The organism is uncultured Metabacillus sp. (assembly GCF_947503125.1).
Lineage (GTDB): Bacteria > Bacillota > Bacilli > Bacillales > Bacillaceae > Metabacillus.
Window position 1 is genome coordinate 15,548 of sequence record NZ_CANNCR010000026.1, and the last position, 16,286, is coordinate 31,833.

The window sequence follows — 16,286 nt, forward strand, 5'->3', positions numbered from 1 at the left end:
AGAGAAGAGGAACATCATGTTGTTAGATTTTGAAACGGTTAAAGATGCAAAGCAGTTGAATAGCTTAGCATTGGCTTATATTGGTGATGCTGTGTATGAAATGTATGTGAGGCATCATCTATTAGCTGAAGGGACGATTCGGCCAAATCAACTTCATAATCAGGCGAAAAGTTATGTGTCTGCAAAGGCCCAGGCTAGAATTTTGCACTATTTCATGTCTATGGAATGCTTTTCAGAAGAGGAAGAGTCGGTTATTAGGCGCGGCAGAAATGCGAAATCAGGAACGATCCCGAAAAATACCGATGTCCAAACATACCGGTATAGTACAGCATTTGAAGCGTTGATCGGCTATCTTTATCTAGAAAAAAGAAAAGACCGTTTAGACGAACTCATACAGGAGGCGTTCCGGTTTATTAAATCTGAGGAAGGGAGGAAAAGCTAATGGATCAGGATTATATTATTGGTCGGAATCCCGTTATTGAAGTATTAAAGTCTTCGCGGGAGATTAATAAAATATGGGTTGCGGAAAATTCGTTAAAGGGACAAGCTCAACAAATAACAAAGCTTGCAAAAGAAAAGGGTATTACCATCAATTTTGTTCCGAAAAAGAAAATTGACCAAATGGTAGAAGGAAACCATCAGGGAGTTGTTGCTCAGGTAGCTGCCTATGAATATGTTCATCTTGATGACATTCTTCAACTTGCTGAAAAAAGGGGAGAAATGCCTTTCCTTTTGATACTCGATGAAATTGAAGATCCCCATAATTTAGGATCGATTATGAGAACAGCTGATGCAGTAGGAGCCCATGGCATTATTATCCCGAAAAGAAGAGCGGTAGGCTTAACGGCTACAGTTGCTAAAGCGTCAACAGGTGCAATTGAACATATCCCTGTTACACGTGTGACAAACTTGGCCAGAACAATTGAAGAGTTAAAAGAACGAGGAGTCTGGGTTGTAGGAACAGATGCAAAAGGTGCAGATGATTACCGAAATTTAGACGGAAACATGCCGTTAGCTCTCATAATAGGGAGTGAAGGCAAGGGAATTGGACGACTAATAAAGGAAAAGTGTGACTTTTTAATTAAAATGCCAATGGTGGGACATGTTACATCTCTTAATGCATCTGTTGCGGCTAGTCTTTTGATGTATGAGGTTTACCGAAAGAGATACCCTTTAGGGGAGTAGTGTAGAATGGATATCCTATTAGTTGATGGATATAACATTATCGGTGCATGGCCTGAGCTTCAAAAGCTTAAGATGACCAATTTATCTGAAGCAAGGGATCGATTAATCGAAAAGATGGCCGAATATCAGGCCTATACGGGTTATCGAGTCATTATTGTATTTGACGCCCATCTTGTAAAAGGAATTGAGAAAACATTAAAAAATTATCGTGTTGAGGTTATTTTTACACGGGAAAATGAAACAGCAGATGAACGAATTGAAAAGTTGGCAAAGTCCTTAAATAACATTAAAACACAGGTACATGTGGCTACATCAGATTTTACAGAACAATGGGCGATATTTGGACAAGGTGCACTTCGCAAATCAGCAAGAGAGTTGTTGAATGAAATGAATTCAATCGAGGGCAGAATTAAACAAAGGGTAAAAAAGATTGAGGAAAAGCAACCATCCTCTAAGATTTTATTCCCTGATGATGTGATGGAAAAGCTTGAAAAGTGGCGCAGGGGAAAATTATAGTTGGTTGACGCTTACAAAATTGATACTGTATAATATTGTTATCTTGTGTGCGGTCGGGGGGATCGGGCTTGAATTCACCATTCAACAAGGGTAAGGTCAACAAGGAAGAGTTTGGATTATTGGAAGATGAACAAGTGGTTGAACTTGTGCATAGCGGAGAAAGTGAAGCACTTGACTACTTAATTACGAAATATCGGAATTTTGTTCGTGCAAAGGCTAGATCTTATTTCTTAATTGGTGCTGATCGGGAGGATATCATTCAAGAAGGAATGATAGGTTTATATAAGGCGATCCGTGACTTTAAAGAGGACAAGCTTACTTCATTTAAAGCATTTGCTGAATTATGTATTACCAGGCAAATTATTACCGCAATCAAAACAGCAACCCGTCAAAAACATATTCCATTGAATTCTTATGTATCATTGGACAAGCCGATATATGATGAAGAATCAGATCGAACGTTGATGGATGTTATTTCAGGTGCGAAGGTTATGGACCCTGAGGAACTTATCATTAATCAAGAGGAATTTGATGATATTGAAGTGAAAATGGGAGAATTATTAAGCGATTTAGAGCGCAAAGTGCTTGTGTTATATTTAGACGGACGTTCATATCATGAAATTTCAGCTGAATTAAATAGACATGTTAAGTCGATCGATAATGCATTACAGAGAGTAAAGAGAAAACTAGAAAGATACTTAGAACTGAGAGAAATTAGTTTGTAAAGGACACTAGCGTCAGCTCGAATTTCATCGTTTATTGACGTGAAAACCTCACTATGATAAAGTTTTAAGGAATCATTGTGTAACGGCAGGTGAGGAAATGCGAAAAAAAATAACGTTGGAGTGTACATCTTGTGGAAGTCGGAATTATACGACAATGAAAAATATAACAGCTATGAATGACCGGTTAGAAGTTAAAAAGTTTTGTAAAGTCTGTAATTCGCATACGAACCACCGTGAAACAAAATAGTCTTCATTTTTTTACTTTCTATTTTTCTTGCGAAGTTTCCCTATTATCCTGGAGGTAGCATTCATGCAGCGTTTAGTTAATTTCTTTCGAGATGTATCTCGTGAAATGAAGAAGGTTAGTTGGCCAAAAGGTAAAGAACTGACAAAGTATACAATTACCGTTGTTACGACTGTTGTGTTTTTTAGTGTTTTCTTTGCGGTCATCGATTTAGGTATTTCTTCATTAATTCGTTTGATTTTTGAATAACAGATGGTAAATCGTGCTATAATAGAGAATATTAATCTTTGTCTGCAAAACCCGTTAAACGGGTTTTTTCATTGTTTAAAAAAGTATTATATTTAGGCAGAAAAATATAGAGATTCATTCAAATAAAACCTATTGTGGGGAGGGAAGGACAACTTGTCCTGAAGCTATGGAAAAGAATTGGTATGTTGTACACACATATTCAGGTTATGAAAATAAAGTAAAAGCAAATCTAGAAAAACGCGTTGAATCTATGGGCATGGAGGATAAAATCTTCCGTGTGGTTGTACCTGAAGAGGAAGAAACGGATTTTAAGGATGGCAAAAAGAAGGTTGTAAAGAAAAAAGTGTTTCCAGGATATGTTCTAGTTGAGATTGTCATGACTGACGATTCCTGGTATGTCGTACGGAATACCCCAGGAGTAACAGGGTTTGTCGGATCTGCTGGACATGGTTCTAAACCAACGCCTTTATTACCTGATGAAGTTAATTTTATTTTAAAACGAATGGGAATGGATGAGCGCAAGGTTGAAATTGACTTTGAATTGAATGAAACAGTAAAGGTAACAGAGGGACCGTTTGCAAACTTTACTGGAACAATCGAAGAAATTGACCAGGATAAAAACAAGCTCAAAGTTCTTGTTAATATGTTCGGCCGTGAAACCCCTGTAGAATTGGATTTTGCTCAAGTAAGCAAATTATAATTGTAAAAAAACTTGAAATCACTTATGAAAAGTGGTAATATTTCATAGGTCAGTATGTCTCGGAGATCTGAGGCAGAATTATGTTTTTACACTGATCAGAAATTCCATTATTTCTGACTCGATAAGGGTAATAAGCTCAGGTCATATACTTGATTTATCTTGTTCGCCCTAATTTTAACCATTCGTACAACGGATGGTTTAGATGAGTGGGAGGGTTTAACCCATTTACCACATCACGGACTTAAGGAGGTGTGTCTCGTGGCTAAAAAAGTAATTAAAATTGTAAAATTGCAAATTCCTGCAGCGAAAGCTAATCCAGCACCACCAGTTGGTCCTGCATTAGGTCAAGCTGGTGTTAATATCATGGGATTCTGTAAAGAGTTTAACGCTCGTACAGCTGATCAAGCTGGTTTAATTATTCCAGTAGAAATCACGGTATTCGAGGACCGTTCATTTACATTTATTACGAAAACTCCTCCTGCTGCTGTTCTTCTTAAAAAAGCGGCTGGTATTGAGTCTGGTTCTGGTGAACCAAACCGTAATAAAGTAGCGACTGTTAAGCGTGACAAGGTACGTGAAATCGCTGAAACAAAAATGCCTGATTTAAACGCAGCAAGCGTTGAATCAGCGATGCGTATGGTTGAAGGTACTGCACGCAGCATGGGTATCGTTATCGAAGACTAATCTTATTAGTCAAGGATGTTTTTGGGGGTTGCGAGTTTGCTTAAAAACAAGTTCGCAACCTTTATTCGTGGGAGGTTATTCCGCTAAAACCACTAAGGAGGAAATAAAAATGGCTAAAAAAGGTAAAAAGCTAGTAGAAGCTGCAAAGCTTGTAGATCGTACTAAGTTTTATCCGGTTCAAGAAGCAATTGAACTAGTGAAAAAAACGAGCATCGTTAAATTTGATGCAACTGTAGAGGTTGCTTTCCGTTTAGGAGTTGACCCTAAGAAAGCTGACCAACAAATCCGTGGAGCAGTAGTACTTCCAAACGGTACTGGTAAAACTCAACGTGTATTAGTATTTGCTAAAGGTGAAAAAGCGAAAGAAGCTGAAGCTGCAGGTGCTGATTATGTTGGAGATTCAGATTACATCAACAAAATCCAACAAGGTTGGTTTGAATTTGACGTAATCGTTGCGACTCCAGACATGATGGGTGAAGTTGGTAAATTAGGTCGTGTCTTAGGACCTAAAGGTTTAATGCCAAACCCTAAAACTGGAACAGTTACATTTGATGTAACAAAAGCGATTAACGAAATCAAAGCTGGTAAGGTTGAATACCGTCTTGATAAAGCTGGTATCATCCATGTTCCAATCGGAAAAGTTTCTTTCGAAGATTCTAAACTAGTTGAAAACTTCACAACTGTTTACGAAACGTTATTAAAAGCGAAACCAGCTGCAGCAAAAGGTACTTACATGAAGAGCGTAAATGCGACTTCTACAATGGGACCTGGCGTAAAAGTTGATTCTTCTAGTTTTGCTGTAAAATAATAACTATTGACTTCGTAAATTAGTTTATATATAATTATCAATGTTGTTTAAATAAATATCGCTATACCGTAGACAGTAGGTGCTTTTTGAAAGCTTAATCTTCCTACCGAGGTGTATTTACGAATAAAGCATTTGTTTGCTTCTTGTTGTATATACAAACCTCCATGTCTATCGTGGAGGTTTTTTTACGACCATCACCGAACGGTACTAGTGTCACACAAAGAACTACAGGAGGTGTAACAATGAGCGCAATTATCGAACAAAAGAAACAAATCGTAGAAGAAATTGCTACAAAATTCCGTGAAAGCAAATCTACTATCGTTGTAGATTATCGTGGATTAACTGTAAGTGAAGTGACTGAACTACGTAAGCAATTACGTGAAGCGGGCATTGACTTTAAAGTTTACAAAAACACGATGACTCGCCGTGCAGTAGAACAAGCTGAGCTAACTGGCCTTAACGATGCGTTAACTGGTCCAAATGCGATTGCTTTCAGTAATGATGATGTTGTAGCTCCAGCAAAAATTTTAAATGACTTTGCTAAGAAGCATGAAGCGCTTGAAATCAAAGCTGGTGTAATTGAAGGGAACATCGCTTCTGTTGAAGAGGTTAAAGCTCTTGCTGAACTTCCATCACGCGAAGGTTTACTTTCTATGTTGCTTAGCGTTCTTCAAGCTCCAATCCGCAACTTTGCACTTGCTGCAAAAGCTGTTGCTGACCAAAAAGAAGAACAAGGTGCGTAATTCGAGTTACCTAGTATTTATAAATTAATTAAACTTTAAAAGGAAAAACAAGGAGGAAATTAGAATGACTCAAGAACAAATCATTGAAGCAGTTAAAAATATGACTGTTTTAGAATTAAACGACTTAGTTAAAGCAATCGAAGAAGAGTTTGGTGTAACTGCTGCAGCTCCTGTAGCTGTTGCTGGTGCTGCTGGTGGCGAAGCTGCTGCTGAGCAAACTGAATTTGACGTAGTACTTGCAAGTGCTGGCGGACAAAAAATCAAAGTTATCAAAGTTGTACGTGAAGCTACTGGCCTTGGCTTAAAAGAAGCTAAAGAATTAGTAGATAACGCTCCAAAAGCGCTTAAAGAAGGCGTTTCTAAAGAAGAAGCTGAAGAATTAAAAGCTAAACTTGAAGAAGTTGGCGCTTCTGTAGAAGTTAAGTAATTATACTTGAACGTAAAAAAAGCTCGCTAGTGATGGCGGGCTTTTTATATACGTAAAGATAGTGTATAAATTATAATGAACCTCGGTTTTAGCTAAGAAGGAAAAAACGTTGACTTTTTATGCTGTATGTATAAAAGCATTGTAAAATACAAACCCTAATCTTCTGAAAGAGGGGAAGCTTATATGAGTGAACATTATTATTCACAAAAGCCTAACGTGGAAAGCGATCGAAAAAAATGGGAATACACGTTAAAAGGACATCTCTTTACGTTTGAAAGTGACCGCGGGGTGTTTTCTAAAAATGAAGTAGATTTTGGTTCGCGCTTACTGATTGAAACCTTTGCTTGTCCTGATTTAGAGGGTGATGTTTTGGATGTAGGCTGCGGTTATGGGCCTGTCGGACTTTCGATTGCAAAACATTATGATCGACATGTAGATATGATTGATGTAAATGAACGAGCGATCGAACTAGCTATTGATAATGCTGCGCGAAATTCTATAACAAACGTGAATATATTCCAAAGTGATCTGTTTGAAAAAATAGATAAAGATCGCAAATATATTGCTATTTTAACGAATCCTCCAATAAGAGCAGGGAAAAAAGTTGTTCATTCTATTTTTGAAGAAAGCTCCCGGCACCTGGTAGATGGCGGTGAGTTATGGATTGTCATTCAAAAAAAGCAAGGAGCGCCTTCAGCGATTGATAAACTGAATGAGTTGTTTTCTGAGGTGGAAGTTGTTGAAAAGAAAAAAGGCTATTATATCATTAAAGCGAAAAAATGTTGACTCAAATTTTCTGTTGTGTTAACATTATAAAATGCCAATATATAATTTCCATAACTGTCTAATTTTTAGTAAATAAATGTATAAAAGTTAGATTTTTGGGGATACTTATAAAATCAATAGTACGATTCAAATTGTGGTTTTTCTAAGAAGAAACCCTTTTTATTTTTTGTTTTTTCCTTGCGTTTTGTACTTAAAAATTTCCTTTGTTTTTTCAGATTTTATAGGTTGTATATTAAGATATTGATTTTTAAGAGAATGATCTTATGTGAGTTCTCTTATTCGTCTGTCTAAAAAATTTAAGGTATACATAACAGTACAACGCAAGATCTATTACGCTAGATTTGAGGGGTGAATGAGTTGACAGGTCAACTAGTTCAGTATGGACGACACCGCCAACGCAGAAGTTATGCACGCATTAGTGAAGTGTTAGAATTACCAAATCTTATTGAAATTCAAACCTCTTCCTATCAGTGGTTTCTTGATGAGGGCTTGAGAGAAATGTTCCAAGATATTTCTCCTATTGAGGATTTCACTGGTAACCTCTCGCTAGAATTTATTGATTATAGCTTAGGAGACCCTAAGTACTCCGTTGAGGAATCAAAGGAGCGCGATGTTACCTATTCTGCGCCATTACGAGTGAAGGTGCGGTTGATTAACAAGGAAACTGGTGAAGTAAAGGATCAGGATGTCTTTATGGGAGATTTCCCTCTCATGACAGAGACAGGTACATTTGTCATTAACGGAGCAGAGCGCGTTATCGTGTCTCAGTTAGTCCGTTCACCAAGTGTATATTACAGCGGTAAAGTCGATAAAAATGGTAAAAAAGGCTTTACAGCAACAGTTATCCCAAACCGTGGAGCTTGGTTAGAGTACGAAACAGATGCGAAAGATGTTGTTTATGTACGTATTGATCGTACGCGTAAATTACCAGTAACGGTTTTATTACGTGCTCTTGGGTTTGGCTCTGATCAAGAAATCATCGACTTATTGGGTGAAAATGAGTACCTGCGTAATACTCTTGATAAAGATAATACGGAAAGTACTGAAAAAGCCTTGCTCGAAATCTATGAGCGTCTTCGCCCGGGTGAACCGCCAACAGTTGAAAATGCAAAGAGTTTATTAGACTCTAGATTTTTTGATCCTAAACGCTATGATTTGGCAAGTGTTGGTCGTTACAAGATTAATAAGAAGCTTCATATTAAGAATCGTCTTTTCAACCAACGACTAGCAGAAACATTAGTAGATCCTGAAACAGGCGAGATCATTGCTGAAAAAGGTGTAATGATTGATAGAAGAACATTAGACCGCATTCTTCCGAATCTTGAAAGTGGTGTTGGTTTTAAAACAGAACGCCCTTCTGGCGGAGTCATTGAAGAGGAAGTAACACTTCAATCGATAAAAATCTATGCACCAAATGATCCTGAAGGCGAAAAGGTTATTAATGTAATAGGAAATGCTTATGTAGAAGAAGCTGTAAAAAATATTACAGTTGCTGATATTTTATCTTCAATCAGCTATTTCTTTAATCTGTTACATGGTGTAGGAGACACAGACGATATCGATCATCTAGGAAACCGTAGATTGCGTTCTGTTGGTGAGTTATTACAGAACCAATTTAGAATTGGTTTATCAAGAATGGAACGTGTTGTTCGCGAGAGAATGTCTATTCAGGATACGAATACGATCACTCCGCAACAATTAATCAATATTCGTCCTGTTATCGCTTCTATTAAAGAGTTCTTTGGAAGTTCACAATTATCTCAGTTCATGGATCAAACGAATCCGCTTGCTGAGTTAACTCATAAACGCCGTTTATCAGCACTTGGACCTGGTGGTTTAACTCGTGAACGTGCAGGCTTTGAGGTACGTGACGTTCACTATTCACACTATGGCCGTATGTGTCCGATTGAAACTCCAGAGGGTCCGAACATCGGTTTGATTAACTCATTATCTTCTTATGCGAAGGTAAATAGATTCGGCTTTATTGAAACACCATATCGCCGGGTTGATCCAGAAACTGGTAAGGTTACATCGCGTATTGATTATCTGACTGCTGACGAGGAAGATAATTACGTTGTCGCTCAAGCGAATGCAAGACTTGCTGATGATGGTTCATTTATCGATGCGGACATCGTTGCTCGTTTCCGTGGTGAAAACACGGTTGTAAACAGAGACCGTATTGATTATATGGATGTATCTCCTAAGCAGGTTGTATCTGCTGCAACAGCGTGTATACCTTTCTTGGAAAACGATGACTCTAACCGTGCCTTAATGGGTGCGAACATGCAGCGTCAAGCAGTACCATTAATGAATCCAGAAGCTCCAATCGTAGGTACAGGAATGGAGTATGTGTCTGGTAAAGACTCAGGTGCCGCAGTTATCTGTAAATATCCTGGTATCGTTGAGCGTGTAGAAGCGAAGAATGTTTGGGTTCGCCGCTACGAGGAAGTTAATGGTCAAAAGGTAAAAGGTAATTTAGATAAATACAGCTTATTAAAATTCATCCGTTCAAACCAAGGAACTTGCTACAACCAACGCCCGATTGTACGCGAAGGTGATGAAGTTGTTAAAGGCGAAATTTTAGCGGATGGTCCATCAATGGAAAAAGGTGAACTTGCGTTAGGTAGAAACGTAATGGTTGCCTTCATGACATGGGATGGTTACAACTATGAAGATGCGATTATCATGAGTGAAAGACTTGTAAAAGATGATGTTTATACGTCTATTCATATTGAAGAATATGAGTCTGAATCTCGTGATACGAAACTTGGACCTGAAGAAATTACACGCGACATCCCGAACGTCGGTGAAGATGCGTTAAGAAACTTAGATGAACGCGGTATTATCCGAATTGGTGCGGAAGTAAAAGACGGAGACCTTCTTGTAGGTAAAGTAACGCCTAAAGGGGTAACAGAACTAACTGCAGAAGAACGTCTCTTACACGCAATCTTTGGAGAAAAAGCGCGTGAAGTTCGTGATACATCATTACGTGTACCACATGGTGGAGAAGGAATTATCCTTGATGTAAAAGTATTTAATCGTGAAGATGGCGATGAATTACCACCAGGTGTTAACCAATTAGTGCGTGTTTATATCGTTCAGAAACGTAAAATCTCTGAAGGAGATAAAATGGCTGGACGACATGGTAACAAGGGTGTTATCTCACGTATTCTTCCAGAGGAAGATATGCCATACTTACCTGATGGCACACCAGTGGACATCATGTTAAACCCGCTTGGTGTACCTTCACGTATGAATATCGGTCAGGTATTGGAGCTTCACTTAGGAATGGCTGCAAGAAAACTAGGAATCCATGTTGCTTCACCTGTATTTGACGGTGCGAGGGAAGAAGATGTATGGAATACACTAGAAGAAGCAGGTATGGCTCGTGACGCTAAAACCGTCTTATACGATGGCCGTACAGGTGAACCATTCGATAACCGTGTATCAGTTGGGATCATGTACATGATCAAGCTTGCTCACATGGTTGATGATAAGCTGCATGCACGTTCTACTGGTCCATACTCACTTGTTACACAACAGCCGCTTGGCGGTAAAGCGCAATTTGGCGGTCAGCGTTTTGGAGAGATGGAGGTTTGGGCACTTGAAGCATACGGTGCTGCCTATACGCTTCAAGAAATCCTGACTGTTAAATCAGATGATGTTGTCGGCCGTGTGAAAACATACGAAGCGATCGTTAAAGGTGAAAATGTTCCAGAACCAGGTGTTCCAGAATCATTTAAAGTTTTAATTAAAGAGCTTCAAAGTTTAGGTATGGATGTCAAAATGCTTTCAAGTGATGAGCAAGAGATCGAAATGAGAGACCTTGATGATGAAGATGATACACAACAAGCAGAAGGTCTTTCCATTAATGATCAAATAGATACAGAAGTTGAAGCTGTTGAGTTAGAAAAAGACACAGTGGCAAAAGAGTAGTAAGGAAAACACAAGTGACAGTGCTAAAGCCTCAGACTAGACGAGTGTGGTTAAGATCGTTAAAATACTGAACTCGACTGTACGCACTTTGCGGTCTGGGGCTGAAAGGCGCATTTACTCAGATAAACATATTCTTTCTTGTTTTTAAAAAAGGGTAGAACCTGAAGACGAAAAGGGAGGTAGGCCCCTTGTTAGATGTAAATAATTTTGAATATATGAGCATCGGTTTAGCTTCACCAGACAAAATCCGCTCATGGTCTTTTGGTGAGGTTAAGAAGCCTGAAACAATTAACTATCGTACATTAAAACCTGAAAAAGACGGCCTGTTCTGTGAACGTATTTTTGGTCCGACCAAGGACTGGGAATGTCATTGTGGTAAATACAAAAGAGTGCGTTATAAAGGTGTCGTTTGTGATCGTTGTGGCGTAGAAGTCACTCGCGCAAAAGTACGTCGTGAGAGAATGGGGCATATCGAATTAGCTGCACCTGTCTCACACATTTGGTATTTCAAAGGAATCCCTAGCCGTATGGGCTTAGTTTTAGATATGTCTCCTCGTGCGTTAGAAGAGGTGATCTATTTTGCTTCTTATGTAACAACAGATACAGGAGATACCCCATTAGAAAAGAAACAGCTTTTATCTGAAAAGGAATATCGTGCATATCGCGAAAAATACGGAAATACGTTCCAAGCATCCATGGGTGCTGAAGCGATTAAAAAGCTCTTATCAGATATTGATTTAGATAAAGAGGTTGACGCTTTAAAAGAAGAATTAAAAACAGCTCAAGGACAACGCAGAACACGTGCTATTAAACGTTTAGAAGTTCTTGAAGCATTCCGTAACTCTGGAAATGATCCATCATGGATGATTCTTGACGTACTGCCTGTTATACCGCCTGAGCTTCGTCCAATGGTACAGCTTGACGGTGGACGTTTTGCAACATCTGACCTAAACGACTTGTATAGACGTGTAATTAACCGTAACAACCGTCTAAAACGTTTATTAGATTTAGGTGCACCTAGCATCATTGTTCAAAACGAAAAACGTATGCTTCAAGAAGCTGTTGATGCGTTGATCGATAATGGACGCCGCGGACGACCAGTAACTGGACCGGGTAACCGCCCATTAAAATCCCTTTCCCATATGTTAAAAGGGAAGCAAGGACGTTTCCGTCAAAACCTATTAGGTAAACGTGTTGACTACTCAGGCCGTTCTGTTATCGTAGTAGGTCCAAACCTGAAAATGTATCAATGCGGTCTACCAAAGGAAATGGCCTTAGAATTATTTAAGCCTTTTGTTATGAAAGAGCTTGTTGAAAAAGGGTTAGCTCATAACATTAAAAGTGCAAAGCGTAAAATCGAACGCGTTCAGCCTGAAGTATGGGATGTTCTAGAATCGGTTATTAAAGAACACCCAGTATTGCTTAACCGTGCCCCAACTCTTCATAGACTAGGAATTCAAGCTTTTGAACCTACTCTAGTGGAAGGTCGCGCCATCCGTTTGCACCCGCTAGTATGTACAGCGTATAATGCAGACTTTGACGGTGACCAAATGGCGGTACACGTACCGTTATCAGCGGAAGCACAAGCGGAAGCACGTATTTTAATGCTTGCAGCTCAAAATATCCTTAACCCTAAGGATGGTAAACCAGTTGTTACTCCATCCCAAGACATGGTTTTAGGAAACTATTATTTAACATTGGAACGTGCGGGAGCAATCGGTGAAGGTATGATCTTTAAAGATACAAACGAAGCGCTTCTTGCATATCAAAATGGTTATGTACATCTACATACACGTATAGCTGTAAATGCAAGAGCGTTAAACAATCAAACTTTCACTGAGGAAGAAAACAAAAAGCTCCTTATCACGACTGTTGGTAAGTTGATCTTCAATGAAATTTTGCCGGAATCATTCCCATACATGAATGAACCGACAAAAACAAACATTGAGGAAAGAACACCTGAAAAGTATTTTGTTGATACAAATGTCAATGTGAAAGAGCATATTGCTGCACAAGAAGAAATAGCACCATTCAAAAAAGGTATTCTTGGAAAGATCATTGCGGAGATTTTCAAGAAATTCCATATTACTGAAACATCAAAAATGCTCGATCGCCTTAAAAATCTTGGCTTTAGATACTCAACAAAAGCAGGTATTACTGTAGGTGTATCTGACATTATCGTATTAAAAGAAAAACAAGAGATTATCGGCGAAGCACAAACTAAAGTTGATAATGTTTTAAAACAATTCAGAAGAGGTTTAATTACCGAAGACGAGCGCTATGAGCGCGTTATTTCGATTTGGAGTGCGGCAAAGGATACAATTCAAGGAAAATTAATGGCATCCCTTGATAAACGCAACCCAATCTTTATGATGAGTGACTCTGGTGCCCGTGGTAACGCATCTAACTTTACGCAGCTTGCTGGTATGCGTGGACTAATGGCCAACCCGGCTGGACGTATTATCGAATTACCAATTAAATCAAGTTTCCGTGAAGGTTTAACAGTATTAGAGTACTTCATTTCAACACATGGTGCTCGTAAAGGTCTTGCTGATACGGCCTTAAAAACAGCTGACTCTGGTTATTTAACACGCCGACTTGTTGATGTGGCACAGGATGTTATCATTCGTGATGATGACTGTGGAACAGATCGAGGCATCCGTGCTGAGGCAATCAAAGAAGGTACAGAAGTCATTGAAAAATTAGATGAACGTTTAATCGGCCGCTATTGCCGCAAAGCAGTTAAGCATCCTGAAACAGGCAAAGTGATCGTAGATGAAAATGAATTAATTACTGAAGATATTGCCGTTGAGATTATTGAAGCTGGTATTGAGGCAGTTTGGATTCGTTCCGCGTTTACATGTAACACTAGACATGGTGTATGTAAAAAATGTTATGGACGAAATCTTGCAACTGGAAGCGAAGTTGAAGTGGGTGAAGCAGTCGGAATTATCGCTGCTCAATCAATCGGTGAGCCTGGTACCCAGTTAACAATGCGTACCTTCCATACAGGAGGGGTTGCCGGAGATGATATCACTCAAGGTTTGCCTCGTATTCAAGAGCTATTTGAAGCGAGAAATCCTAAAGGTCAGGCACTTATCTCAGAAATCGATGGTGTTGTAGCTGAAATTAACGAAGTTCGTGATAAACAGCAGGAAATTGTGATTCAAGGTGAAGTTGAAACAAGATCCTATACGGCTCCATATAATGCACGTTTAAAAGTGACTCAAGGTGATAAAATCGAGAGCGGCCAAGTATTAACAGAAGGTTCTATTGATCCGAAAGAATTGTTAAAAGTGAAGGACCTTCAAGCTGTACAACAATACTTATTACGCGAAGTTCAAAAAGTATACCGTATGCAAGGGGTAGAAATTGGTGATAAGCACGTAGAGGTTATGGTTCGTCAAATGCTTCGCAAGGTAAGAGTAATGGATGCTGGCGATACCGATGTTTTACCAGGAACACTGCTTGATATTCATCAATTTACTGATGCAAACAAACAAGTGTTACTTGAGGGTAAACGCCCTGCAACAGGAAGACCGGTATTACTCGGAATTACAAAAGCATCACTTGAAACAGATTCCTTCTTATCTGCAGCATCATTCCAAGAAACAACTCGTGTTCTAACTGATGCAGCAATTAAAGGTAAACGAGATGAATTATTGGGTCTGAAAGAAAATGTTATTATTGGTAAGTTAGTACCTGCTGGTACTGGTATGCCAAGATATCGTCAGGCAGAACCAATTTCAAAGGTTAACCAAACAGAAGAAGTAGTTACAATCGACTAATAATAAGTTCAATCAGGGGGGATTCTCCCCTCTGGTTATTTATTTGTTATCAAGAATTACTTCGTTACAAATATTGGTTAGAGATAGATGTATAAAGTTTTTTGTAATGGATATTGACATCCATCCTTTCCAGTGATAATATATTCAAGGTGCGCGGGTTAAAACCTGTTACTTTGGAGGATATTCGGATATGTCTTATGAAAAAGTATCACAGGCACAAAAAATAATTGTTGGTACGAAGCAATCAGTTAAAGCTCTACAAAATCATGAAGTTAAAGAGATCGTCATTGCTGATGATGCTGATCCTCGAATTATCCAAAAGATTATTCAGGCAGCAGAGCAACAGAAAGTTCCTTTAACAAAAGTGCCATCTATGAAAAAGCTGGGTAAAGCTTGTGGAATAGAGGTTGGAGCTGCTGCTGTAGCTATAATCCAGTAAAAACTGTTTTTGCGATATGATAAGTCATTTTGCAGAAACTTTGTTTTTGCCCAAATATGAACCACCTGGATGTGTGGTATTAAACAGTGAGGGGAGGAAAACGATAATGCCTACTATTAACCAATTAGTTCGTAAAGGCCGTGTGAGCAAGATTGAGAAATCAAAATCACCTGCTTTAAACAAAGGCTACAATAGCTTCAAAAAAGAGCAAACGAATGTATCATCACCACAAAAACGCGGTGTTTGTACTCGTGTAGGTACGATGACGCCGAAGAAACCAAACTCAGCGCTTCGTAAATATGCTCGTGTTCGTTTAACAAACGGAATTGAAGTAACAGCTTATATTCCTGGTATCGGTCACAATCTACAAGAGCACAGTGTTGTTCTAATCCGTGGAGGACGTGTTAAAGACTTACCGGGGGTACGTTACCACATCGTGCGTGGAGCACTTGATACAGCTGGTGTTGATGGCCGTATGCAAGGTCGTTCTAAATACGGTACAAAACGTCCAAAAGCTCCAAAAAAATAATCAAAAAACAATTAAAATAAAATCAACAAATGAAGGGAGGACATAACATGCCACGTAAAGGTCCTGTAGCAAAAAGAGATGTATTACCAGATCCACTTTACAATTCAAAGCTTGTTACACGTTTAGTAAACAGAATTATGATCGACGGAAAAAGAGGTAAAGCACAATCTGTACTTTACAATGCGTTTGATCTAATCAAAGAACGTACTGGCAACGATCCGATGGAAGTGTTTGAACAAGCACTTAAAAACATCATGCCAGTACTTGAAGTTAAAGCTCGCCGTGTTGGTGGTGCTAACTACCAAGTACCTGTAGAAGTACGTCCTGATCGTCGTACTACTTTAGGTCTTCGTTGGTTAGTAAACTACGCACGTCTTCGTGGAGAAAAAACGATGGAAGAGCGTTTAGCTAACGAAATTCTTGACGCTGCTAACAACACTGGTGCAGCTGTTAAGAAACGTGAAGATACTCACAAAATGGCTGAAGCAAATAAAGCATTTGCACACTATCGTTGGTAATCAATACAA

General features: G+C 38.9%; 17 protein-coding genes and 1 other annotated feature. All 17 genes read left to right on the forward strand.

Features of this window, described 5'->3' with window-relative positions:
- The first annotated feature begins 19 nt into the window (after nucleotides 1-19).
- Nucleotides 20-442: a Mini-ribonuclease 3 gene (locus Q1B07_RS16200; RefSeq protein WP_299092180.1), complete on the forward strand. Its 423-nt coding sequence runs from the start codon at nucleotides 20-22 to the stop codon at nucleotides 440-442.
- Entirely contained in the window at nucleotides 442-1,185 is a 744-nt protein-coding gene (rlmB, locus tag Q1B07_RS16205) for a 23S rRNA (guanosine(2251)-2'-O)-methyltransferase RlmB (RefSeq protein ID WP_299092146.1), read from the forward strand. Before Q1B07_RS16200 ends, rlmB begins: the two co-directional genes overlap by 1 nt.
- 6 nt (nucleotides 1,186-1,191) lie before the next feature.
- A complete protein-coding gene (locus tag Q1B07_RS16210) occupies nucleotides 1,192-1,701 on the forward strand; it encodes an NYN domain-containing protein (protein WP_299092144.1) in 510 nt (169 codons plus the stop codon).
- A gap of 68 nt (nucleotides 1,702-1,769) precedes the next feature.
- On the forward strand, nucleotides 1,770-2,426 hold the full coding sequence (gene sigH, locus Q1B07_RS16215) for an RNA polymerase sporulation sigma factor SigH (protein ID WP_299092143.1): 657 nt from the start codon (nucleotides 1,770-1,772) through the stop codon (nucleotides 2,424-2,426).
- 97 nt (nucleotides 2,427-2,523) lie between these two features.
- Nucleotides 2,524-2,673 (forward strand): 50S ribosomal protein L33, encoded by a 150-nt coding sequence (gene rpmG / locus Q1B07_RS16220; RefSeq protein ID WP_299092142.1) that lies wholly within the window; start codon nucleotides 2,524-2,526, stop codon nucleotides 2,671-2,673.
- 63 nt (nucleotides 2,674-2,736) lie between these two features.
- Nucleotides 2,737-2,919, forward strand: coding sequence for a preprotein translocase subunit SecE (gene secE, locus Q1B07_RS16225; protein WP_299092141.1), 183 nt, complete (start codon nucleotides 2,737-2,739; stop codon nucleotides 2,917-2,919).
- A 166-nt stretch (nucleotides 2,920-3,085) separates the two neighbouring features.
- The gene (gene nusG / locus Q1B07_RS16230) at nucleotides 3,086-3,619 is read left to right on the forward strand and encodes a transcription termination/antitermination protein NusG (protein WP_299092140.1); all 534 of its coding nucleotides are present in this window, start codon (nucleotides 3,086-3,088) and stop codon (nucleotides 3,617-3,619) included.
- 258 nt (nucleotides 3,620-3,877) lie between these two features.
- On the forward strand, nucleotides 3,878-4,303 hold the full coding sequence (rplK, locus tag Q1B07_RS16235) for a 50S ribosomal protein L11 (protein ID WP_026561207.1): 426 nt from the start codon (nucleotides 3,878-3,880) through the stop codon (nucleotides 4,301-4,303).
- 109 nt (nucleotides 4,304-4,412) lie between these two features.
- Entirely contained in the window at nucleotides 4,413-5,111 is a 699-nt protein-coding gene (gene rplA / locus Q1B07_RS16240) for a 50S ribosomal protein L1 (RefSeq protein ID WP_299092138.1), read from the forward strand.
- A 48-nt stretch (nucleotides 5,112-5,159) separates the two neighbouring features.
- Nucleotides 5,160-5,306 (forward strand) — a sequence feature (ribosomal protein L10 leader region).
- 47 nt (nucleotides 5,307-5,353) lie between these two features.
- The gene (rplJ, locus tag Q1B07_RS16245) at nucleotides 5,354-5,854 is read left to right on the forward strand and encodes a 50S ribosomal protein L10 (RefSeq protein ID WP_299092136.1); all 501 of its coding nucleotides are present in this window, start codon (nucleotides 5,354-5,356) and stop codon (nucleotides 5,852-5,854) included.
- 64 nt (nucleotides 5,855-5,918) lie between these two features.
- Nucleotides 5,919-6,281, forward strand: a complete 363-nt coding sequence (gene rplL, locus Q1B07_RS16250) for a 50S ribosomal protein L7/L12 (RefSeq protein ID WP_299092135.1) — start codon at nucleotides 5,919-5,921, stop codon at nucleotides 6,279-6,281.
- A gap of 183 nt (nucleotides 6,282-6,464) precedes the next feature.
- On the forward strand, nucleotides 6,465-7,067 hold the full coding sequence (locus Q1B07_RS16255) for a class I SAM-dependent methyltransferase (RefSeq protein WP_299092134.1): 603 nt from the start codon (nucleotides 6,465-6,467) through the stop codon (nucleotides 7,065-7,067).
- A gap of 357 nt (nucleotides 7,068-7,424) precedes the next feature.
- Nucleotides 7,425-11,003: a DNA-directed RNA polymerase subunit beta gene (rpoB, locus tag Q1B07_RS16260; RefSeq protein ID WP_299092133.1), complete on the forward strand. Its 3,579-nt coding sequence runs from the start codon at nucleotides 7,425-7,427 to the stop codon at nucleotides 11,001-11,003.
- A gap of 188 nt (nucleotides 11,004-11,191) precedes the next feature.
- Nucleotides 11,192-14,791, forward strand: coding sequence for a DNA-directed RNA polymerase subunit beta' (gene rpoC, locus Q1B07_RS16265; protein WP_299092131.1), 3,600 nt, complete (start codon nucleotides 11,192-11,194; stop codon nucleotides 14,789-14,791).
- 190 nt (nucleotides 14,792-14,981) lie between these two features.
- On the forward strand, nucleotides 14,982-15,230 hold the full coding sequence (locus Q1B07_RS16270; protein WP_299092129.1) for a 50S ribosomal protein L7ae-like protein: 249 nt from the start codon (nucleotides 14,982-14,984) through the stop codon (nucleotides 15,228-15,230).
- Between the two features lie 106 nt (nucleotides 15,231-15,336).
- Nucleotides 15,337-15,759, forward strand: coding sequence for a 30S ribosomal protein S12 (rpsL, locus tag Q1B07_RS16275; RefSeq protein ID WP_299092127.1), 423 nt, complete (start codon nucleotides 15,337-15,339; stop codon nucleotides 15,757-15,759).
- A 47-nt stretch (nucleotides 15,760-15,806) separates the two neighbouring features.
- Nucleotides 15,807-16,277 (forward strand): 30S ribosomal protein S7, encoded by a 471-nt coding sequence (gene rpsG, locus Q1B07_RS16280; RefSeq protein ID WP_299092125.1) that lies wholly within the window; start codon nucleotides 15,807-15,809, stop codon nucleotides 16,275-16,277.
- Nucleotides 16,278-16,286: the final 9 nt, after the last annotated feature.